Below are 20,421 nucleotides of genomic sequence, written 5' to 3'. Positions count from 1 at the left end.
CGGATGTAACGATCAGGTCACGGTGCCCTGTTGCTCTCCGAAAGGTCTACCCGCGCGGGATGTTCCGCAGGTTCGACCGCGCCATCGAGACCGCCTCCCCAGCGCCGCCGTTCAGCACGATCTTGCTCAACGCCGTCGCGAACCCGAACACCTGGCCCTTGGTGATCTTGGGTGGGATGGACAGGGCGTTGGGGTCGGTCACCACATCCACCAGCGAGGGCCCACGGTGCGCCAGTGCGGTCTCGAACGCGCTCTCCAGCTCCACCGGGTCCTCCACCCGCTGCGTCTGCAGACCCATGGCCGCACCGATCGCCGCGTAGTCCACCTCAGGCACGTCCACCCCGAAGTCGGGCAGCTTGTCCACGAGCATCTCGAGCTTGACCATGCCCAGGGTGGAGTTGTTGAACACCACCACGGTGATCGGCAGCTCGTACATCACCGCGGTGAGCAGATCGCCGAGCAGCATCGACAGGCCGCCGTCGCCCGAGACGGCGATCACCTGCCGCTCCGGGAAGGCGAGCTGAGCGCCGAGCGCCTGGGGCATGGCGTTGGCCATCGACCCGTGCTTGAACGACCCGATGAGCCGCCGCTTCCCGTTCGGGTTCAGGTAGCGCGCGGTCCACACGTTCCCCATCCCGGTGTCGGCCGTGAATACCGCATCCTCGGCGGCGACCTGGTCCAGCACGGAGGCGGCGTACTCGGGGTGGATCGGGCGCAGGTGCTCGACGTCCTTGGTGTAGGCGCCCACGGCCTTGTTCATGAGCCGATCGTGCTTGTCGAGCATCTTGTCCAGGAACCGGCGGCTTCGCTTGGTCTTGATCGTCGGCAGCAGCGCCTCGAGCGTGGCGCCCACGTCCCCGTGCACGGGGTACTGCACCGCCGTTCGGCGGCCGATCACCGCGGCATCGGTGTCCACCTGCGCGGTGGGTACGTCGGGCAGAAACTGGTCGTACGGGAAGTCGGTGCCCAGCAGCACGATCAGATCGGCGTCCTCGAGCCCGGCGGCTGCCGCACCGTAGCCCAGCAGCCCGGTCATCCCCACGTCGTAGGGGTTGTCGTACTGGATCAGGTCCTTGCCGCGCAGCGAATGCCCCACGGGCGCCTTGATCTTCTCGGCCAGGTCGACCACCAGTTCGTGGGCGCCCATGGCCCCGTAGCCGACGAAGAGCGCGACATTCTTCGCCTTGTCGATCGCTGTGGCGAGGCTGCGCAGGGAGGCGGGGTCCGGCGTCAGGACGCCGTGACTGACTGGCGTGTAGGTGGGTGCCGGTGCCGTGGCCGCTTCATCCGCCACGTCACCCGGCAGGGTCACGACGGCGACCCCTCGCTCAGCGAGGGCGTGTGAGATGGCAGCGTGGACTACCCGGGGTGCCTGGTCGGTCGTGCTGACCAGCTCGGAGTACACCGAGCACTCGGTGAAGAGCCGGTCCGGGTGGGTCTCCTGGAAGTAGCCCTGCCCGATCTGCTCGGACGGGATGTGGCTGGCGATGGCCAGCACGGGAGCACCGGTGCGGTTCGCGTCGTAGAGACCGTTGATCAGGTGCAGGTTCCCGGGCCCGCATGACCCGGCGCACACGGCGAGCTTCCCGGTGAGCTGAGCATCGGCCGCGGCGGCGAACGCGGCGCTCTCTTCGTGCCGGACGTGGATCCAGTCGATCCCGCCCTCGGCGGACCCGCCGGTGCGGCGCACAGCATCGACGATGGGGTTGAGGCTGTCTCCGACGATGCCGTAGATGCGGCGAACGCCCACGGCCTGGAGCTGACTGACGAGCTGTTCAGCGACGTTCATGTCTCGACGCTACGCCGAGATGCGGACGAAATCGACGGTGGAGGGCGGGTCTGTGCCGTATGTGGCACGGAGTGCGCCCCAGCCGTCAGTTACGTACAGGCCCGGCCCCCACCACCGGTTCAGCCTGCCGCACCGACCGGGCCGCACCGGCCGCGAATGCCGCAGCAACGAGCAACACGACCACGATCATCATCGCCAGCCGCAACCCGACCTCTTCGCCCACGAATCCCAGCAGCGGCGGGCCGACGAGGAAGGCCAGGTAGCCGCTGGTCGCCACGGCGCTGACCCGCTCGGAGGCGCGATCCGGATCGTCACCGGCCGCCGAGATCGCCACGGGGAAACCGAGAGAGGCTCCCAGCCCCCACAGCACCACGGCCACCCCGGCCACGGCGGCATTCGGAGAGAAGACCACCACGGCGATACCGGCGATCGCGCACACCGCGCTCAGCCGCAGCACGATGGGCCGGCCGAACCGTTCGACCACGGGCCCGCCGAGGAACCGTCCGATCGTCATCGCGGCAGCGAAACCGGCGAAGACGAGCGAACCGCTCGTGGCGGAGACATCGTGACCGTCCACCATGAGCAGTGGCAGCCAATCGTTCGCCGATCCCTCGGCGAACGCCATCGCCAGCACGACCAGTCCGATGAGCACCAGTCGGCGGTCGCGCCACACGCTGGGGCGAGGCTGCGTCGTCGGGGTGCTCGACCGGGCACGGACGGAGACCTCGATCCCCGTTCCGGCCACCACGCCCGGCAGCGCCCAGACGGTCAAGCCGGTCATGAGCCCGGCGGCGAGGAGCAGATGCCAGGCGGGGGAGAAGTCGATCGCGGTCAGGCCGATGCCCGCCAGCGCACCGATCACCGTGCCCAGGCTGAAGCTGCCGTGCAGGATCGGCAGCACCGGCCGGCCGAGCAGCCGCTCCAGTTCGGCGCCGGAGATGTTCAGCCCGATCTCCCCGAGTCCGCCGCCGATCCCGAAGACCAGCAGGCCGGCGAAGACGACCGGCGCAGCCGACCAGAGGGCCCCGAGCCCCACCAGCACCGTCCCGGCGATCACGCACATGGTTCCGACAGCAATGACCGGGCGCGTTCCCCACCGGCGGACGAACCACCCCGAACTGATCACGCCTGCCATCGAGCCCACGCTGAGACCGAACAGGATCAACCCCATCTGTGCCGTGGAGGCCTCGACGGCGTCCCGGACGGCAGGCGTGCGCGTCACCCAGGAGGACAGCCCGATGCCGACGACCAGGATGAGGGCGAAGAGTGAGTAGCGACGACGTCGCAGGGAGGGCATGGAGTCGATCGTAAGAGGCCAGCTCGAAAGAGCGGCATTCGGCCGCGTGAGAGATGCGACACGGCCGTTGACGACGAGTCACGCTCAGGCGTAGGCGGGCTCGCGTCGCGTGAGTCCGGGAACCTGGTCGAAGTCGCGGTCGAGCGAGACGATCTCGGTGAACCCTGCTTCCAGGGCGGTGGCGGCGTGCACGGCGTCACGCCCTCCGATCGGTGACCGCTCCACGAGATCGACCATCTGGTCGGTCACGGCCTCGTCGAAGGCGTGCACGACGCATGCTGCCCGGACCTCACGCACCACGGCCACCGCATCAGCACGAGACCCGCGGCGCAGGCGATGGAAGAGCAGCTCCTGCAACGCCTCCGCACTGAGGTGGAGCTCCATCTCACCGTTCGCGGCACCGTCGAGGATGCGCCGGCAGGCGGCACGGTGTGGACTCTCCCCGCCGACCGCCAGCGCGAGGATCACCGTGTCCACGAAGACCTTCCTGCTCACGTTGCTCGCGGAGTCCCCCGCGCTCATTGCACGGCGCCACGGTCGAGCTGAGCCTCGAGCGCTGCCTTGGTGTCTGCCCAGTCGGGCTCGACGTCGTTCGGTTCGCTGGTGCGCTCCAGCAGCCGCCGGGCCGCCGCGGAACGGGCAGCAGCCACGTCCTCGGTGGAGAAGTGCAGGTCGATGGCCGCGCGAACGATGGAGCCCACCGAACGGCCCGATCGCGCCGACTCGGCCGCGAGTCTTTCAAACCGGTCATCGTCCAGCAGCACCTGCAGTCGCTTCTCCAGCACAGACATGCACATACCGTAGCATGTGCAGGTATGTGTAGGTTCAGAGGTCCCGGGTGCCGCCGCCCACCGGCACCTGGTGACCGTCACGGCACGTAGTCCGGCACCCCGTGCGGCCGCACCGCCTCCCGGTAGCGCTCCACCAGGTCCCGCCACCCGAAACCCTCACCGAACTCGTGCGAATACACGGCCTCGGTGAAGTGCCACAACAGGTACGGATGGGCACCCAGCGTGTACAGCGCCTCATAGTCGCGGGCAGCGAAGGCTGCATACTCGGCCTGAGTGAGCCGCCGATCGTCGGCAGGCCGATCCGTGGCCGCGTCCGCCGTCATCCACTCATCCAGGAACGCGGCCGGGTCGGCCACGTAGGCGGCCACGGCAGCATCGCTCATCTCCACCGCGCGCATGAACTTGTCGATCATGTACGTGCTCATCGTGCCCTCCACAGGAAGAACGGACTGGAGGCGAACCGGCTCGGTGTCGCCTCCGCCAGGTCTGCCCCACGGCCCTGCATCGCGGCCAGTGCCGCGATCACGTTCACGTACTGATACGTCACGTTCCCGGCGCCCATCAGCCGCTCGTACCGGCATCCCTCGATCGCCGCCTCCAGGTCCCCATCACGCATCCAGCCAACCGCCTCGGCATCGAACGCCGGATCCGGGGAGCCGTCGAACTGCTTCGGACCGCCGATGTCGGTGGCCATGTGCCCCGAGGTGAGGATCGCCACCCGGACGTCCCTGTCCCATCGCCCGATGGTCTCTCTCAGGTGCTCGCCCAGCACGGCGAACCGGCGCGGGCTCGGCAGCGGCGGCAAGGTGGCGTTCACGTGGATCGGCACCACCGGGATGTCCAAGTCCGGGGTCAGGTACTGCAGCGGGATCATGAACCCGTGGTCGAGGCGCCACTCGTGCGAGATGCCGAAGTCGATCGCCTCGGTGAGCACCTCCCGCCCGGTGATCTCGTCCGCCAGTTCCCGGTGGCCGATCACCTCGCCGTACTCCAGTCCGAAGGTGCGCACCTCGTTCTCATACGTGCCGTGATACCGCTCGGCCTTGCCCACGATGAACGCGGGCACGTTCTCCAGGAAGAACTGGCGGATGTGGTCGGTGCCGATCAGCACGATCACGTCCACCGCCAACTCGGCGATCGTGTTCCGGATCAGCGCGAAGTTCGCCGCGACGCCTTCGAGGTCGTCCGGGATCGGGTCGGTCATCGCCCGCCACAGCAGCGGGTTGTGCGGGGTGGCCGCCGCCATCACCAGCTGCGCCATCAGCCCTCCAGCCCGAACAGGGTGCGGGCGTTCTCCAGCAGGATCTTGCGCCGTGAGGTCTCCTTCAGACCCAGCTCGTCGAACTCCGCCATCCAGCGATCCACGGTCAGCACCGGCCAGTCCGAACCGAACAGCACCCGATCGGTGATCAGGGAATCGGCGTACCGGACCACCTCCGGCGGCAGATACTTCGGCGCCCACCCGGACAGGTCCAGGTACACGTTCGACTTGTGCCACACCATCGCCAGGTTCTCCAGGTGCCACGGCCACGCCGGATGGGCGCTGATGATCTTCAGCTCCGGGAACTCCGCCGCCACATCGTCCACGTACGGCACCGGCTTGGCCAGCTCCAGCCGGTACCCGCCTCCCCCAGGCGTGCCCGCTCCAGCCCCTGGGAACCCGGAGTGGAACATCACCACCAGGCCCAGCTCGGCGCACACCTCCCAGATCGGGAAGAAGCGCCGGTCGTTCGGAGCGAACTTCTGCCGGGACGGGTTCAGCTCACCGACCCCCTTGATCCCGTACTCGGCATGCATCCGCCGGATCTCCGCCACCGCCGCCTCACCCTTCCACGGGTCGATACCCGCGAAGGAGAGGAACACATCGGGGTGATCCTGCTGCGCCTGGCCGAGCAGATCGTTCGGGGCGCCACGGATCCCCGAGGTCGTCTCCGAGTCGGAGTTCACGATCACGGCCATCATCCGGCGCTCGCGGTACTGGTCGGCCTGCTCGGCGAAGGAGACCACCGGCCGCTCCCGCCCGAAGTGCTTCGCCATCTGCCGGTGCCGGGAACCCATCGCCGCGAGGAACTCCTCGGTCTGCGGGTGGGTGTGCACGTCGATCGCCACGATGTCACGCATGGGTGGGTGCCTCCGTCGTCAGTAGGTCGGCGTTGCCTTCACCAAGGCCAGGGGGAGGAGCCAGCCGACGGCGTCCGCTCGCCGAGAAGCCGACGCTCGGCCTGGGCATGGGCCTCGTCGAGCCATCCGGCAACGGCACGTCCTCCACGAGCTCCATCGCCGCGATCTGCGGGTCGTCGAACAGGTCCGCCACCGTGTTCAGCGGGCCGTGCGGGATGTCGTACTCGGCGAGCCGGTCCAGCCAGTGCTGCCTCGGTCTCGTGGCAGCGATCACCTTCAGCTCCGCGTCGAGATCGTCGTAGTGGCGCACGCGACCCTCCCGGCTGGCGAACCGCGGATCCTCGGCGAGCTCCGGCCGCTCGAGCACCTCCAGCAGTCCCAGCCAGAACTTCTCGGGAACGGACATGTGCACGACGAAAGCTCCGCCGTCGGAGCCCTTCAGTGCGTACGCCTGCGCGCGGCGAGGCCGGGAGTCCGGGTGCGCCACGGCGCCGGTCTCCAGGTAGGTGGAGGCGGCCTCGGTGAGGAAGTCCAGCAGCGCGCCCACCATGGAGACGCTGACGTGCTCGCCGGTGCCCCGTTCGGTGCGGGCGTGCAACGCGGCCAGGATCGACTGCGCGGCAGACATCCCGGAGAGCAGGTCCGAGAAGGCCGGGCCGAGCGGACGCAGTGTGCTCTCCGGCACCACCTGGCTGTACATGCCACCGATCGCCGAGACCACGGTGTCATAGCTGGGGCGGCCCGCGAGCGGGCCGGTGGCGCCGAAGCCGGTGATCGAGCAGGTGATCAGCGCCGGCGCGATCTCGCGGAGCCGGTCGGGTCCGAACCCGAGCCGCTCGGCCACGCCCGGACGGAAGTTCTCGATCAGCACGTCCGCCTCCCGTGCCAGGTTGAGCAGGTGGGCGAGGCCTTCGCTGGTCTTCAGGTCCAGCGTCACGGCCCGTTTGCCCCGGTTGTAGGCGGCGAACTGCGGGCTCATCTCGCCCGAGCCCTCCCAGCGTCGCATCGGGTCACCGGCCGGGGACTCCACCTTGATCACCTCGGCGCCGAGGTCGGCGAGGATCTTCGCCGCATACGGCCCGGAGATGTACTGGCCCAGCTCGACCACCCGGATTCCGGCCAGCGGTCCGTGGCCTGCGTCGTTCGTCATGTCGTGGATTCCTCTCGGTCCTCGGCACTGAGGTGGTCGGGGCGCTCGTCCAGAACGATCGCCCCCTCATGATGCAGCAGGAGGTACAGGGGCACGGCGCGAGTGACCAGAGCGGTGACCGGGCAGCGGTCGCGCGCCTCGCGGGCCAGCTCGATGGCCTGGTCCGGCGTCGCGTCACTGTGCACGTGGAGGTCGGCCACGAACCATGGGGGGTGCGCGGGCGTGTCGTCGGCGCGGTGTTCACCGCGCAGGTCCAGTGCCGTGCGCAGTTCCAGCTCGATCTCGGCCAGCGGCACGTGTGCGGCCGCCCAGGTCTTCGCCGACCAGCCCAGCAGGCACCCGGCCACGGACGTGAGCAGGTAGCGCATCGGGCTCGGCCCGCTCTCGTGCCCGCCCCGCTCGGTCGCCTCGTCCACCCGCAACCGCCAGTCGGTGCCGTACTGGCGGAACGTGGTCAGCACGGCAGTGTCGCGTTCCAGGGTGGCGCGCACCGAGGGCCTCATGACGGCGGAGGCCGGCTCCCGCAAGCTTCTCGCCGTGAGCGTCGCGAGCGAGTCGCGGAGCCGGTCGGAGTCGATGTCAGACATCGATGATCACCTTCCCGTGCCGAGGGGCAGCGAATGCCGCGTAGGCGGCATCGACGTCGGTCAGGGGGAAACGATGCGCGATCGGCACCTGTACGACTCCCTGGCGAACGAGTTCCAGCCCGCGGGTGACCTGATCGAAGGTCGCGCTGGCCACCCCGATCAGGCGGTGTCGCCGGAGATAGAAGGAGCGAGCGTCCAGGTGGAGGCCGGCGTCCACGGAAGCCGCGCAGAACACGGCGCGGCCGCACCAGTCAAGCAGTGCGACGGCCTGGGTAAGTAGCGCGGCGCTCCCGCTGGTGTCGATTACCACGTCGAAGCGGTCCGACGGTGCCACGGCCCCTGCGAGGTTCGCTTCCGCACCGGTGACGATCTCGCGGACTCCCGGGGGAAGGCCTGGGACTGGGTGGCGCGAAGCCGCGGTGACCGAGGCGCCCAGGTGGCGGCCGACGTCGAGAGCCACGCGCCCGAGGACCCCACCGGCGCCCGTGACCAGCACTCGTTCGCCCACCCGGACGTCGGCGGCGTCGAAGGCATTCAGCACGATCGGCACACTGTGAACGGCCGCCGTGGCGGTGGCGGCTGGCAGGCCGTGTCTGGGGAACACCACGCTCAGGGGAACGGCGACGGACTCGCACGCTCCGCCGTCGCGATGGACGCCGAGGACTTCCTGCGCAGGGCACTCCGACTCGCGGTGCTCGCCACACCACCGGCAGTGGCCGCACGGGATATTGGGTTTGGCCACGACCTCCGACCCGATCAGGTCGGCGTCGATACCCGGTCCGACGGCGGCGACGATGCCGGCAGGGTCGATCCCGAGGATGCGGGGCAGGCGGGCCGCTGCGCCCGGGCCGGACCCAGCGATCACGTTGAGGTCCAGCTGATTGACCCCGACGGTCTGCACGCGCAGGAGGACCTCGCCGGCCGCCGGCGTGGGTTCGGCGACGTCGCGGACGCGCACACCGTCATCGGTCATCACTGCTGCTCGCACGAATCCACCGCCTCCACTGTGAGATTGGATCCAATATCCAGAACCGTACTCGACGGCGGGTCGACGGTCCAGTCCGATCGCCTATGGACATCGGCCTGCAATTTTGGATACGGTATCCAGAAGTCGCAGGCACTGTCGCTTGGGCGGTGCCGCGTGCGAGCCATTGCACGAAGGAGCATCATGCGCAGAGTTGCCAGATCAACCGCTATTTGTGCTGCAGGGCTGGTGGCCGCAGCGGCGCTCGCCAGCTGCACCGAGCCGTCGACGTCGTCGGACCCGGTTGAGCTACCGGACGGAGAGCCCGCTGCCGCTGAGGACACCGACATCACCGTGGCGATCCCCTTCCCGGACGTGACGATGTACTCGATGTACGTCGTGGCCGCGGACCTGGGCTACTACGAGGAGGAGGGCCTCGAGGTCGAGGTCATCACCGCCGACAACGTCACCGCTGCTGTGGCGAGCGGCAGCGCCGACATCGGCGTGGAGAGCACCGGAACCGTGATCGAGGCGATCCGGGGTGGAGTCGACGTGGAGCTCGTCTCCGGCCACTACTGCCGGCAGAACTTCGACTTCGCGGTGCAGTCCGGGATCGAGTCGGCCGAGGACCTCGCCGGAACATCCGTGACACTGGCTGGATCCCCTGGGGACCCGGCCGAGTTCCAGCGGCGGCAGGTACTGGCCGAAGAAGGATGGGACCTGGAGGGCGTGGACGTCGAGGTGGTCTACCCCGGTCCTGGTTCGGAGTCGTGGACGGAGTTCTTCGTCAACGACCGGATCACCCTGCAGCCCTTCTATGCCGACGACCGTGCCGCGCTGGAGGCGCACGGAGCAGACATCATCGTCGAGGCGCTACGGAACTGGGCCAACGACGTGCAGGTGGTTGGCACCGATTGGCTGGCCGAGAACCCGAACACGATGGTGCGGTTCCTGCGCGCCACCCTTCGCGGGCTCGACTACATCGTCGCTCCGGCGCCGGGAGAGCAGCCGGAGAACGCCGACGCCGTGCTCGACATCTACGAGGCGAACGACTTCGACGTGACCGGCCTGCGGGAGTCGGACAACCTGTGGCGGTTGGACGCCCACCTCGCCTGCCCGAACCTCTACTTCGACTCCGAGGCCTGGGACGTCACCACCGAGACCCAGGACCTCGAGGCGCTGGAGTTCGACAGCAGTCAGCTGGTCTACCTGGAACGGGCCCAGGAACTGCTCGGCCTCGACAACTCTCCGCCGGAGACGCTGCCCTACCCCTGATCCGCCTGACTACCGCCACGAGGGTTGGCTGAGTGTCGCAGAACGAGCGAAACGCGACACTCAGGCAACCCTCGTCGCTCGTCGTCGAGGACATGGTGGACCAGGTGCTTTCGGTACCGCCTGAGGGCTGGGTGGAGATGGTCGGTCACTCCGCCTGACCTCAGAGGTTCCGCCAGTAGAGCGATGCCTGCTGCGCGGCACCCAGCACGTACCTCGCTGCGTTCTCGTCGGCGACGTGGCTCCGCCACGCCTTCCTCCTGCGCCTTGCGATGCACGCATCACCGCTCGTGACGGCAGCCTCCACTGGCGGAACCTCTCACTGGCCCCGCAACGACCAATGGCCCTGAACCGCGGTCTCGCCACCGCGGTTCAGGGCCATTGCCCGAGTCTGGAACCTAGGACGCCGCCGCAGTCCGCTCGTCGTGCCAGGGCGCCAGCTTGCGCTGCAGCAGCCCGATCAGGCTCAGCGTCAGGTTGGCGATGATCACCATCACCACCACCATGGCAAGCGCCTCGTCCATCTCGAACTGGTATGCCGCTTGCTCGAGCATGTGCCCGAGACCGCCGGTCCCACCGAGGAACTCACCGAGTACCTCCCCGGTGAATCCCAGCGCAGCCCCGCGCCGGATCCCCGCCAGGCTGAACGGCAGCGTCGCCGGGAAGATCACCTTCCAGCCCAGCGCCGGCCCGCGCACGCCGAACACCCGCGCCGCGCGCACCAGCGAGGGGGACACGGTCACCGCCCCCTCCATGGTGTTCAGCAGGATCGGGAACACGGCGAGCAGGAACGTCAGCGCGATCTTCGACTCGCTGCCCAGTCCGAGCGCGAGGATGATCACCGGCGCGAGCGCCACCTTCGGGGTGGAGTAGAGCAGCCACAGGAACGGCGCCACCGTGAAGCGCAGCACCGGTGACCAGCCCACGGCCAGCCCGACCACCACGCCAACGACGATCGCCAGGGCGAGCCCGATCACCACATTGCCCATGCTGAACGCGAACGCCTGCCAGAACTCGCCCTCGACGAGCAGGGCGAGGAACGCCGTCAGGACCTTCGACGGGGGCGGGAGGAAGGCCTCGGGGACCAGTCCCGCGCGCACCACGGCCTCCCACACGGCAAGGATTGCCAGTACCACGGCGATGAGCAGGAACGTCCAGCGGACCTCTCCTCGTGGTGCCGTCCCACGACGGCGGCCGGTCGCCTTGAGTGCAGGCAGTCGCGTCTGGATGCTCATGAGCGCCCCTTCCGGGTCCACGGGGCTACGAGACGTTCCACGAGCGTGATCACCTGGGTCATGCCGACGCTCCAGATGACCACGATGCCGATCGCCGCGTAGGCCTGGTCGGTCTGGTAGGTGTTCGAGGCCTTGATGATCAGCGCTCCCATGCCGGTGGCCGAGCCGGCCAGCTCCGCCACGGTCATCCCGATGGTGGCGAGCACCACGGCCTGGCGGAGCCCGGCGAACAGGAACGGTGTGGTCGAGGGCAGATAGACCGACCGGTACAGCTGGAACCGGTTCGCCCCGTAGACCCGACCGGCGCGGATGAGCGAGGCGCTGGTGGTGCGCATCCCGGCGGCCACGTTGAGCAGGATGGGGAAGACGGCGCTGATGGTGACCAGGAATACGACCGGGCCGATGCCGAAGCCGAACCACGCCTTGGCCAGGGGCTGATAGGCGATCGACGGCGTCGCGTAGATGGTCCAGGCGATCGGACTGGTGACGCGGTCGACCGGCAGGGACGTACCCATCAGGAGCCCCACCGGGATGGCGGTGACCACGGCGATGGTGAAACCGGTCAGCCACGCCTGGACCGAGATGGGGGCGTTCGCGGCGAGCGCGCCGGTGCTGATCAGCTCACCGAACCCGGTGGCGATCGCCAGCGGTGGTGGGACGAAGACGGGGTTGATCCATCCCAGCACACCCACGACGAGTTGCCACAGCGTGAGCATCACCAGCACCTCGACGGCGATGACGGCGGCCTTGCCGCGTGTGCTCAGCCCGGCGAGCCAGGCTCCGGGCCCGCGCTGCCGGAGGCCGGGGCCGCTGGCGAGCAGGGCACTCATGAGGACGACCTCGTCGCGGCGGCCGTCGCCTCACCGCGGAGCGCCTCCCACAGGTGGTCGCGCAGCTCCAGGAAGCGGGCGTCGCTCTGGATGCTGCGTTCGGACCGGGGACGCTCGATCCCGGTGGTGAGGACTTCCTTGACCGCACCTGGGTGGGACTTGAACACCACGATGCGATCACCGAGCAGGATCGCCTCCTCGATGGAGTGCGTGATGAACAGGACGGTCTTCCCAGTGGCGGTGATCAGCCGCTCGATCTCCTCCCGCATCACCTCGCGGGTGAGGGCGTCCACCGCGCCGAGCGGTTCGTCCATGAGCAGGATCCGCGGCTCGGCCACGATCGCTCGGGCCAGGCCGACCCGCTGCTGCATCCCGCCGGAGAGCTCACGCGGGTAGGACTGCTCGAAGCCGGCCAGGCCGACCGTCTCGATCGCCTCCTGCACCCGCTCTCGCCATCCGGTCCCGCGCAGGTGCGGTTGCATCTCCAAGCCGAAGCGCACGTTGTCGATCACCGTGCGCCAGGGCAGCAGCGCGTAGTCCTGGAAGACCACCGCGCGATCGGGACCAGGCCCGGTGACCGGCTTGCCGTCCACCAGCACCTGCCCGTGCGAGGGCGCAACCAGACCGGCCACCACGTTCATGAAGGTGGTCTTCCCGCAGCCCGAGGGGCCCAGCACGGTGACGAACTCGCCGTCGGTGACGTCGAGGTTGACGCCCTCGATCGCGACCAGTGATCCGCCGGTGCGCCGGTGGGAGTAGTGCACCGCGAGGTCACGCACCTGGATCAGGGGAGTGCCGACGTCGGTGTCCGCGCTGGTCATGGATCGCTCCGTTGTCTCGGGGGTGCGGATGTCAGGCAGAGCCATCGCGGAACCTCGGGAGCACCTCGGTGCCGAGAAGCTCGATCTGGTCGAAGAACCTGTCGAACTTGAACCGGAAGTCGAAGACGAGGTGCTCGACTCCGAGCGCCTCGAACTTCCGCAGCTCAGCCACCGCCTGCTCGGGATCGCCGACGATGAGCTGACCCTCCAGGTCCTCGACGGTCTCGAAGGTACCCGAGGGTGGCTTGACGGCGAACTTGGCCTTGTTCGCCCACGCGAGCAGCCCGGGAATGTTGACGTGCTTGAGCGCCTCCTCGCGGGTTTCCTCGATCGAGGTGGGCGGGATGACCCCGACAGTGGGCATCGGCCGGCCGCTCTCGGCGGTCATCTCCCGCATCACGGCGATCCGCTTCTCCATGGTTCGCAGGGAGATACGTCCCGGCATCCAGCCGTCGGCGTACTCGGCTGCCAGGCGGGCCGATTTCGGGGTGGCGCCGCAATACCAGAACGGGATCTGCCCGCCCACTGGTTTGGGCTCGACGGTGATGTCGTTGAAGGAGAAGATGCCGTCGTCGTAGTCGACGTTGTTCTCGGTGAAGACGCGCTTGAGGATCTCGGCGTTGGAGCGTACGAGCTCCACCCGGTTCAGATCGCCCCAGCCGATCGCCTCGAACTCGTGATCGAAGGTTCCGGCGCCGAACCCGAGGATCAGCCGGTCGCCGAGGAGCTGGGTCATGGTGCCGGTCATCAGCGCGGTGATCAGCGGGTGCCGGAACGGGATCAGGGACCCGGTGCCCAGCTGGAGCTTGTCGGTGACGGCGCCGATCGCCGTCAGGGTGATGAGCGCGTCGTAGAACGTGCGGTTGGGCTTCTCCATCTCCCCGTGCGGTTCGAAGACCAGGTGGTCACGCACCCACACCGAGTCGAACCCGCGCGCCTCGGCGAGCTTCGATCCCTCGAGGAGCTTCTCGCGGCTGGCCTGCTCACCGAAATGCGGCAGCAGCAGCCCGAACTTCATCGCCATCAGAGTCCCTTTCCGGCCAGAGCCGTCCTGTTGGCGCCGGCCGCGGCCAGTCGCCCTGTTCCTGGTTCGCCCACGACGTCGCCGTCGGCGTAGACCTCGGTGCCGCGCACCAGCGTGCGTTCGATGCGTGCGGAGATGGTGCGCCCGTCATACGGGGTCCAGCCGCACCGGGAGAGCACGTCGTCGTTCGTGATCGTCCACTCGTGGTCCATGTCCGCGATCACCACATCGGCATCGGCTCCGCAGACGAGCCCGCCCTTGATCCCGCCGAGACCGAAGTTGGCCGCGGGGGAGCCGGCCACCATGTCCACAGCGCGGGCCAGGCTCAGCTCGCCGCGGTTCACCGCGTCCAGCATGAGCTCGTAGTAGTACTGGATGCCGGGGGTGCCGGTGTGGGCGCTCCACATCTCGGTCCAGCCGATCTCCTTCTCCTCGCGGGTATGCGGGGCGTGGTCGGAGCTGGCGATATCGATGGTGCCGTCGCGCATGCCTTCCCACACGGCGGCCCGGTTGTCGTCGGGCACCCAGTAGGAGAGGGCGTACGGGCCGAGGGTCTGCACGTCCTCCCAGGTGGACAGGAACGGCGCCCAGTGATTGACCTCGCAGGTCACGTCGATCCCGGCGGCCTTCGCTCGCCGGACCGCGTCGATGGAGCGGCGGGTCTGCATGTGCGCGATATGGATCGGGCAGCCGGATGCCTCGGCGAGGCGGAGCACCACATCGATCGCGGTATCCCAGATGACGCCTTCCCGGGCGGCGTACGCGGAGGCGTAGCCCTCCGGGGTGTTATCGCCGCGGCCGAGCACCTCACCCTCGATGTAGTCCATCAGCGCCTGGTCGTGCGGGTGGATGATGAACCGCTTCCCGGTGGTGGCGATACGGTCCATGATCTGCAGCAGGTGACCGTGATCGTGGATGCCGGTGCCCGAGGGGTGCGGGTAGTCACGGCCGGTGTCGACCACCATGTAGATCTTGAACGCGTTGACACCCATCGCGGCCATGCCGTCGATCTCGTCGAACTTGGTGGGTGCCGGGTTGTGGTTGAAGTCCACGAGCGAGGTGCGCGCGTACCGGTCGAAGACGTCCTGCAGGGTGGCCCTGTCCACGGTGGGCGGCTTGAGGTTCGGCATCCCGAAGATCGTGGTGACACCCCCGGCAGCCGCCTGCTGGCTGGTGGTGAGGATGTCTTCCTTGTGCTCGTACCCGGGCTCGCGGGTGTGCACGTGCACGTCGACCATGCCGGGCAGCACGAGCCGTCCGGTCGCATCGATCGTGCGCGCGGTGGGGATGTCGACCTCCGGTGCGACGATGCCGGCGATCACGCCCCCCTGAATGAGCAGGTCGGCTGCGCTGGGTCCCGACGGCGTCACAACCGTTCCGCCAGCGATCCTCAGATCGATCATGGTCATGCCTCCAGGTATTCGACGCTCGCGTCGGGCGAGCTGCTGGTGTGGACGTCGACGGAACTGGGCCGCACGTGGCGGTCGAACCAGTCGACGATGCGGGGGGTGGTCTGTTCCCAGTACCGGTCGTAGGCCGCGTAGTGGGTGGTGTGGCGCTGCATCAGCAGCGCCTTCGGGCCGCGTGCGGCGGCGTACAACCGCTCAGCGTGATCGGTGGGCGTGGTGGCGTCTGCCTCGACGGCGACGATCATCAGCGGGGTGCTCAGGCGCCCGGCGGCCTCGATCGGCTGATAGGCGAGGATCTCCTCCGCGCAGGCCAGCGGCACCGAGGACGGGATGCGCCCGTCCACGTCGGACTTGACGGTGGTGGCCCGGCGTTCGGGGGTGGGCACCATGATCTCCTCGCGCGGGTGAACCATCCGCCCATGCCCGGTGAGCACGCGTTCCTTTCGGTCCACATCCAGGTCCTTGAGGAAGGTCAGCCACTCGTGCTCCTGGCGCATCCGGTGCAACCAGTCGCGTCCGTCGGCCACTGGTACCTGACTCACCGCGGCCCGGATCCGGTCGTCCGCCTCGGCGAGCAGCACGGCATTGCCGCCTCCGGTGCCTCCGGTGCCGAAGACCCCGATGGCGTCGGCGTCCACGTCCTCGCGGGTGGTCAGATAGGTGACGGCGTTGATCAGGTCGCGTAGCTGGGCGCCGGGGGAGATGATCCCGCGATCGCCGCCGGAGTCGCCGAAGCCGCGGTAGTCGAACACCAGCACACCGAACCCGGCGGCCACCAGGGCCTCGTGGTAGCGCACGTACAGGTTGGCGTCCTTGAGCCCGAGCCAGCCCGGCCCCTGCACGATTGCCCGGACGGGTGCCGTGCCGTCTGGCCGGCGCCACAGGCCGGCGATCGGCTCGCCTTCGCTGTAGAACTCCACGGCTGTGGTCTGCATACTGTCTCCTTCGACGCTTCTAGTCTGGATTCTGGATCCGATCAGTGCATCTGCTGTGCCACGGATCCGATCGATCGGTGCGCGGTGCTACGCCGCCCGGATGGTCGCGTCGAGAGCGCGCAACCGAGGTGCCAGGTCGCGCTCGAACAGCTGCAGGAACCGCCGCTGGTCGTGGCCGGGTGCGTGGAAGACCAGGTGGTTGAATCCCCAGCGCACGTACTGGCCGATCTGCTCGGCCACCGTGTCCGGGTCGGTGCCCACGATCCAGCGCTTCGCGATCTGCTCGATCGGGAGGGCATCGGCGGCGCGTTCCATCTCGAGCGGGTCGGAGATGGAGTGCTTCTGCTCCGGGGTGAGGGAGAGCGGGGACCAGAACCGGGTGTTTTCCAGGGCCGTCTGCTCACTCTCCTCGTAGGAGAGTTTGATCTCGATCATCCGGTCGATGGTCGCTGGGTCACGGTCGTTCAGGCTCGCGCCCTCGGCGAGCGCGGGCAACAGCTTCTCGGTGTAGAGCTCCTCGCCCTTGCCGGACGTGCAGATGAACCCGTCGGCCACGCGGCCCACGTACTTGGCCATCACCGGACCGCCGGCCGCGATGTAGATCGGGATCCCGCCGTCGGGGCGGTCGTAGATCGAGGCGCCGTGGGTGGAGTAGTACTCGCCCTCGAAGGACACCCGGTCGCCGGACCACAGCTCACGCATCAGGCGGACCGACTCGCGCAGCCGGGCAAAGCGCTCCTTGAACGGTGGCCAGTCCTGCTCGCCTGCGCCGCGGAAGCCGGTGGCGATCTCGTTCAACGCCTCCCCGCTGCCCACTCCCAGCATGATCCGGCCCGGGTAGAGGCAGCCGAGCGTCGCGAATGCCTGGGCGAGTACGGCGGGGTTGTACCGGAACGTCGGGGTCATCACCGAGGTGCCGATCCGGATGGTGGAGGTGCGTTCCCCGACGGCGGCCATCCAGGCCAGGGAGAACGGGGCGTGGCCGCCCTCGTGGCGCCACGGCTGGAAGTGGTCGCTCACGGCCACCGACTCCATCCCGTGCGCCTCGGCCGCCACGGCGAGCTCGACGAGCTCTCGGGGCGCGAACTGCTCGGCCGAGGCCTTGTAACCCAACGTCAGTGTCATGGTGCTCCCTCGCATCGTCAGCGGTGCAGGCTGGGGCCCATCCTGACACAGATTGGATTCTGGATCCAGAATTCAAGAGAACTTGCTGCGATGCGCTGGCCGAGTGCGCCGCCGAGCGGAGATCGGCTCGAAGATCAGTCTGTGCCGGTGGCCTCGGCCTCGAGCCAGCCCAGAACGCCCTTGAGTACCTCGGCGAGGTGCTTGCGCAACAGCGCGCTCGCCTTCGTGGCGTCACCCGAGGCGAACGCGTCCACGAGATCTTCGTGCGAGTGAGTGTGCGAACCGCCCACCACGCGCCACCCGAGTACATAGCGGCCCATCTTCAGGCGCAGCTGCTCGATCATCTCCCAGGTGATCGGGTTGTGCTCAGCGTCGTAGAGCTCGGCGTAGAACTGCGTGCGAGCCTCCACGAACTCGGGGCCCTCGTGCTGACCGTCGGCCGCCTTGGCCAGATCGCGCAGTCGCTCGACCCGCTCGGGCGAAGAGCGCTTCATCGATTGCTTCAGCGCGTCCACCTCGAGCAGTGCGCGGATGCGGTACACCTCTTTGGCCTGATCCGGCGAGATGGACCGCACGGTGGCACCGCGCCGATCATGGAACTCGACCAAGCCGTCAGACTCAAGCTGGATCAGCGCCGAACGCACGGGCAGCCGGGAGACGCCGATCTGCTCGGCAAGGGTCTCCTGCCGCAACTTCTGCCCGGGTCGGAGCGTGCCACTGAGGATCGCCTCCTGCAGCAGCCCGTAGACCATGGCACCTACCGAGCGGTAGGCCGTGTGATGGCGCTGGGCGAGCTCCTGGAGATCGGCGCCCGCCGAGCCTGCATTTGGGATCATGGATCCAGAACCTATCGGATGTGCGGCGAACGTTCAGTGCGGATGGTCTCACTTCCGTCGATCGGACGCCCAGCGTGCGGCGAGTTGGTCGTTCGCTCGCACCCACTCGGCGACCATTCCATCCCCGCCGTGCCCGTCGCCCTCGTCGATCACCAGGCGGCTGGCCGGCCACCGCCGGTGTAGCTCCCACGCCGTGTGCACCGGGCCGCTGATGTCGCGTCGCCCATGGATCAGCGCCGCCGGGATGTGCGCGATCCGGTCCATCTGCTCCAGCAGTGGCGGCACGGTGAACCCGTCGTGCGCCCAGTAGTGGCTGGTCAGCACCGTGAACGCGTGCCGGTAGTCGTCGTCTGCCCAGCGTGGATCGGGCTGGAAACCGCCCGCCCCGATGGAGACGTGTACGTCCTCCCAGCGTGCCCACGCCTGCGAGGCGTCCTCCCGGGTGGCCGGGTCGCGCAGCAGCCGCGCGTAGGCTTCCACCAGGCGCGATTCCCGACGGCGGTAGGCCGGGTCGTGCGAGGCGGCGAACGCTGCGTAGCGCTCCCATTCCTCCGGGAACACCCTGCCCACTCCTTCGGTGATCCAGTCCACCTCGGCGCGGGACGTCGTCGTGACGGCGAACAGCACGATCCCCAGCGTCCGGTCCGGGTGCGCCTGGGCGTAGGCGATCGCGAGCGTGCTGCCCCAGGAGACACCGTTGACCACCCACGCCGCGATTCCCAGGTGCGTGCGCAGCTCCTCGAGGTCAGCGATCAGGCGCGGCGTGGTGTTGGCGTCGAGGTCATGCGCCGGATCGTGGGCGAGCGGAACCGACCGCCCACAGCCGCGCTGGTCCAGCCCGATGATGCGGTACCGGTCGGGGTCGAACTTCGTGACGTACCCACCCTGACCCAGTCCACCACCTGGGCCACCGTGCAGGTATACGGCAGGGACGCCGTCTGGAGTGCCTGCCTCCTCCCAAGAGATCGACTGGCCGTCGGAGGCGGTCAGCAGTCCGTGAGTGTGCGGCGCCGTACGGGGATACATCAGGTCTTCCTCGACTGCTCGGGGCTCCCAGCGCCGCACGCCTCCATCAATGTGGCCCATCCGCTGTCGACGGCGGTGCTCACCGCCCCGCGCAGCACGGTGTCTTCGCGGAAGCTGGAGAGCCGGCAGTCGATATCGGTGGCTCCGTGTGCTGCCAGTCGGTCGTGGAATGCGGTGACGAGGGCCGGGCCGGAGCGAGCGATCCCGCCCGAGATCGCCACGGTGCGAAGGTCCAGTCCGACGCAGAGTGGAGCCACCGCGGCGGCGAGCGGGTCGATACCGCGCGCGAGAGCTCGTTGTGCCACCAGATCGCCGGTATCGGCTCGGTTGATCAGCGCTTCTGTGCTCAGGTCTGGCAGGTCGCCATGCAGGGGCAGCCGGTCGGAGCGAACGACTTCTTCGAGGACCCGAGTGGCTCCGGTGGCCGGGTCCTCCACGAGCAGTGCGCCCAGCTCGCCAGCTCCACCGCGGCGCCCTCGGAACACCTGACCGTCGAGGACCAGACCCGCGCCCAGGCGCTGCCCCCACTGCAAGCCGATGAAGTCCTCCGGCATGTCCGGCATCGTGCGCATCGCGTGTGCTGCCAGGTTGGCGTCGTTCTCGACGGTGACGCGGCCCGTCACCAGCGGTTGAAGTGCCGCGACGACGTCGGCCGCAGTCCATGCGCCGAGTCCGGTGCGTAGTTCGATCCCACCGGAGGTCTCTGCAACGATCCCTGGGCTCGCCACGGTGGCCGCCAGCACGTCCGCCTGGGACATTCCGGCCTCCGCGAGCGCTTCGCCCATCATCGAGCTCAACACTGCCAGCATGTCCTCGCCCAGCTGGATGGGGCGGCGATGCTCGCGTCTGGCTCGGCGAGCGCCGTCCAGGGTGGCGACTTCCACCACGGCGCGATGCGCACCGGCATCGGCGCCCACCGCCGCGAATCGGTCGAGGGCGACGCTGTAGCGGACAGCGGGCCGACCAGTGTTCCCGGCAGGTTCGAGCCGATGCACCCAGCCGCGATTCTCCAGAGCGGCCACGATGTGCGAGACGGTCGGTCGCGTCAGCGACGTCATCTGCGCCAGCTCGGAGATCCGCACCGGCTCCTGGGCGCGCCGCATCGCACCTAGGACATGACGGGTGTTGAGCACTCGGAGGCGGCCAGTTCCACGCGCGTGCTCGGCCATGTCGACAGTCACGCTCCCACCCTACTAAACGAAAAATCAT

Annotated in this window: 21 protein-coding genes; 1 reads left to right on the top strand and 20 read right to left on the bottom strand. The window is 68.5% G+C overall.

What is annotated here, in order from left to right; genetic code table 11:
- Window positions 1-46: 46 nt before the first annotated feature.
- The 10 genes from IM660_RS19400 to IM660_RS19355 all read right to left on the bottom strand — a co-directional run bounded on the left by IM660_RS19400 (window position 47) and on the right by IM660_RS19355 (window position 8,708).
- The gene (locus IM660_RS19400) at window positions 47-1,789 is read right to left on the bottom strand and encodes a pyruvate dehydrogenase (RefSeq protein WP_193497380.1); all 1,743 of its coding nucleotides are present in this window, start codon (window positions 1,787-1,789) and stop codon (window positions 47-49) included.
- Window positions 1,790-1,874: 85 nt separating this feature from the next.
- Window positions 1,875-3,086 (bottom strand): MFS transporter, encoded by a 1,212-nt coding sequence (locus IM660_RS19395; RefSeq protein ID WP_193497379.1) that lies wholly within the window; start codon window positions 3,084-3,086, stop codon window positions 1,875-1,877.
- 84 nt (window positions 3,087-3,170) lie between these two features.
- Complete coding sequence (locus IM660_RS19390; protein ID WP_193497378.1) at window positions 3,171-3,608, bottom strand: type II toxin-antitoxin system VapC family toxin; 438 nt, start codon at window positions 3,606-3,608, stop codon at window positions 3,171-3,173.
- Window positions 3,605-3,877, bottom strand: coding sequence for an antitoxin (locus IM660_RS19385; RefSeq protein ID WP_193497377.1), 273 nt, complete (start codon window positions 3,875-3,877; stop codon window positions 3,605-3,607). The genes IM660_RS19390 and IM660_RS19385 overlap by 4 nt, the downstream gene beginning before the upstream one ends.
- 77 nt (window positions 3,878-3,954) lie before the next feature.
- Window positions 3,955-4,302 (bottom strand): hypothetical protein, encoded by a 348-nt coding sequence (locus tag IM660_RS19380; protein ID WP_193497376.1) that lies wholly within the window; start codon window positions 4,300-4,302, stop codon window positions 3,955-3,957.
- Window positions 4,299-5,138, bottom strand: a complete 840-nt coding sequence (locus tag IM660_RS19375; RefSeq protein WP_193497375.1) for a DODA-type extradiol aromatic ring-opening family dioxygenase — start codon at window positions 5,136-5,138, stop codon at window positions 4,299-4,301. Before IM660_RS19375 ends, IM660_RS19380 begins: the two co-directional genes overlap by 4 nt.
- A complete protein-coding gene (locus IM660_RS19370) occupies window positions 5,138-5,998 on the bottom strand; it encodes an amidohydrolase family protein (protein ID WP_193497374.1) in 861 nt (286 codons plus the stop codon). The genes IM660_RS19375 and IM660_RS19370 overlap by 1 nt, the downstream gene beginning before the upstream one ends.
- Entirely contained in the window at window positions 5,991-7,148 is a 1,158-nt protein-coding gene (locus tag IM660_RS19365) for a CaiB/BaiF CoA transferase family protein (RefSeq protein WP_193497373.1), read from the bottom strand. Before IM660_RS19365 ends, IM660_RS19370 begins: the two co-directional genes overlap by 8 nt.
- Entirely contained in the window at window positions 7,145-7,735 is a 591-nt protein-coding gene (locus IM660_RS19360; RefSeq protein WP_193497372.1) for an OsmC family protein, read from the bottom strand. Before IM660_RS19360 ends, IM660_RS19365 begins: the two co-directional genes overlap by 4 nt.
- The gene (locus tag IM660_RS19355; RefSeq protein ID WP_193497371.1) at window positions 7,728-8,708 is read right to left on the bottom strand and encodes an alcohol dehydrogenase catalytic domain-containing protein; all 981 of its coding nucleotides are present in this window, start codon (window positions 8,706-8,708) and stop codon (window positions 7,728-7,730) included. Before IM660_RS19355 ends, IM660_RS19360 begins: the two co-directional genes overlap by 8 nt.
- 240 nt (window positions 8,709-8,948) lie before the next feature.
- Between IM660_RS19355 and IM660_RS19350 the strand changes: the two genes are divergently transcribed.
- Window positions 8,949-9,974, top strand: a complete 1,026-nt coding sequence (locus IM660_RS19350; protein ID WP_210769042.1) for an ABC transporter substrate-binding protein — start codon at window positions 8,949-8,951, stop codon at window positions 9,972-9,974.
- A gap of 395 nt (window positions 9,975-10,369) precedes the next feature.
- Here the strand turns inward: IM660_RS19350 and IM660_RS19345 are convergent, their stop codons facing one another.
- The 10 genes from IM660_RS19345 to IM660_RS19300 form a co-directional block, all read right to left on the bottom strand.
- Entirely contained in the window at window positions 10,370-11,206 is an 837-nt protein-coding gene (locus tag IM660_RS19345; protein WP_193497369.1) for an ABC transporter permease, read from the bottom strand.
- Window positions 11,203-12,036 (bottom strand): ABC transporter permease, encoded by an 834-nt coding sequence (locus IM660_RS19340; protein ID WP_193497368.1) that lies wholly within the window; start codon window positions 12,034-12,036, stop codon window positions 11,203-11,205. The genes IM660_RS19345 and IM660_RS19340 overlap by 4 nt, the downstream gene beginning before the upstream one ends.
- Window positions 12,033-12,857 carry an ABC transporter ATP-binding protein gene (locus IM660_RS19335; protein ID WP_193497367.1) on the bottom strand — a complete coding sequence of 275 codons (825 nt, stop codon included), beginning with the start codon at window positions 12,855-12,857 and terminating at the stop codon, window positions 12,033-12,035. Before IM660_RS19335 ends, IM660_RS19340 begins: the two co-directional genes overlap by 4 nt.
- Window positions 12,858-12,888: 31 nt before the next feature.
- The gene (locus IM660_RS19330; protein WP_210769041.1) at window positions 12,889-13,881 is read right to left on the bottom strand and encodes an LLM class flavin-dependent oxidoreductase; all 993 of its coding nucleotides are present in this window, start codon (window positions 13,879-13,881) and stop codon (window positions 12,889-12,891) included.
- Entirely contained in the window at window positions 13,881-15,290 is a 1,410-nt protein-coding gene (locus tag IM660_RS19325; protein ID WP_210769040.1) for a dihydroorotase, read from the bottom strand. The genes IM660_RS19330 and IM660_RS19325 overlap by 1 nt, the downstream gene beginning before the upstream one ends.
- Window positions 15,287-16,225, bottom strand: a complete 939-nt coding sequence (locus IM660_RS19320; protein ID WP_193497366.1) for an alpha/beta hydrolase — start codon at window positions 16,223-16,225, stop codon at window positions 15,287-15,289. The genes IM660_RS19325 and IM660_RS19320 overlap by 4 nt, the downstream gene beginning before the upstream one ends.
- An 87-nt stretch (window positions 16,226-16,312) precedes the next feature.
- Window positions 16,313-17,350, bottom strand: coding sequence for a glucose-6-phosphate dehydrogenase (coenzyme-F420) (gene fgd / locus IM660_RS19315; RefSeq protein WP_193497365.1), 1,038 nt, complete (start codon window positions 17,348-17,350; stop codon window positions 16,313-16,315).
- 134 nt (window positions 17,351-17,484) lie between these two features.
- Complete coding sequence (locus tag IM660_RS19310; protein WP_193497364.1) at window positions 17,485-18,186, bottom strand: GntR family transcriptional regulator; 702 nt, start codon at window positions 18,184-18,186, stop codon at window positions 17,485-17,487.
- Between the two features lie 48 nt (window positions 18,187-18,234).
- Window positions 18,235-19,212 carry an alpha/beta fold hydrolase gene (locus IM660_RS19305; RefSeq protein WP_193497363.1) on the bottom strand — a complete coding sequence of 326 codons (978 nt, stop codon included), beginning with the start codon at window positions 19,210-19,212 and terminating at the stop codon, window positions 18,235-18,237.
- Complete coding sequence (locus tag IM660_RS19300; protein ID WP_193497362.1) at window positions 19,212-20,393, bottom strand: ROK family transcriptional regulator; 1,182 nt, start codon at window positions 20,391-20,393, stop codon at window positions 19,212-19,214. Before IM660_RS19300 ends, IM660_RS19305 begins: the two co-directional genes overlap by 1 nt.
- Window positions 20,394-20,421 lie beyond the last annotated feature (28 nt).

Origin of the sequence: Ruania alkalisoli, from assembly GCF_014960965.1 — a bacterium.
Lineage (GTDB): Bacteria > Actinomycetota > Actinomycetes > Actinomycetales > Beutenbergiaceae > Ruania > Ruania alkalisoli.
This window is presented reverse-complemented; position numbering and strand designations above follow the sequence as displayed.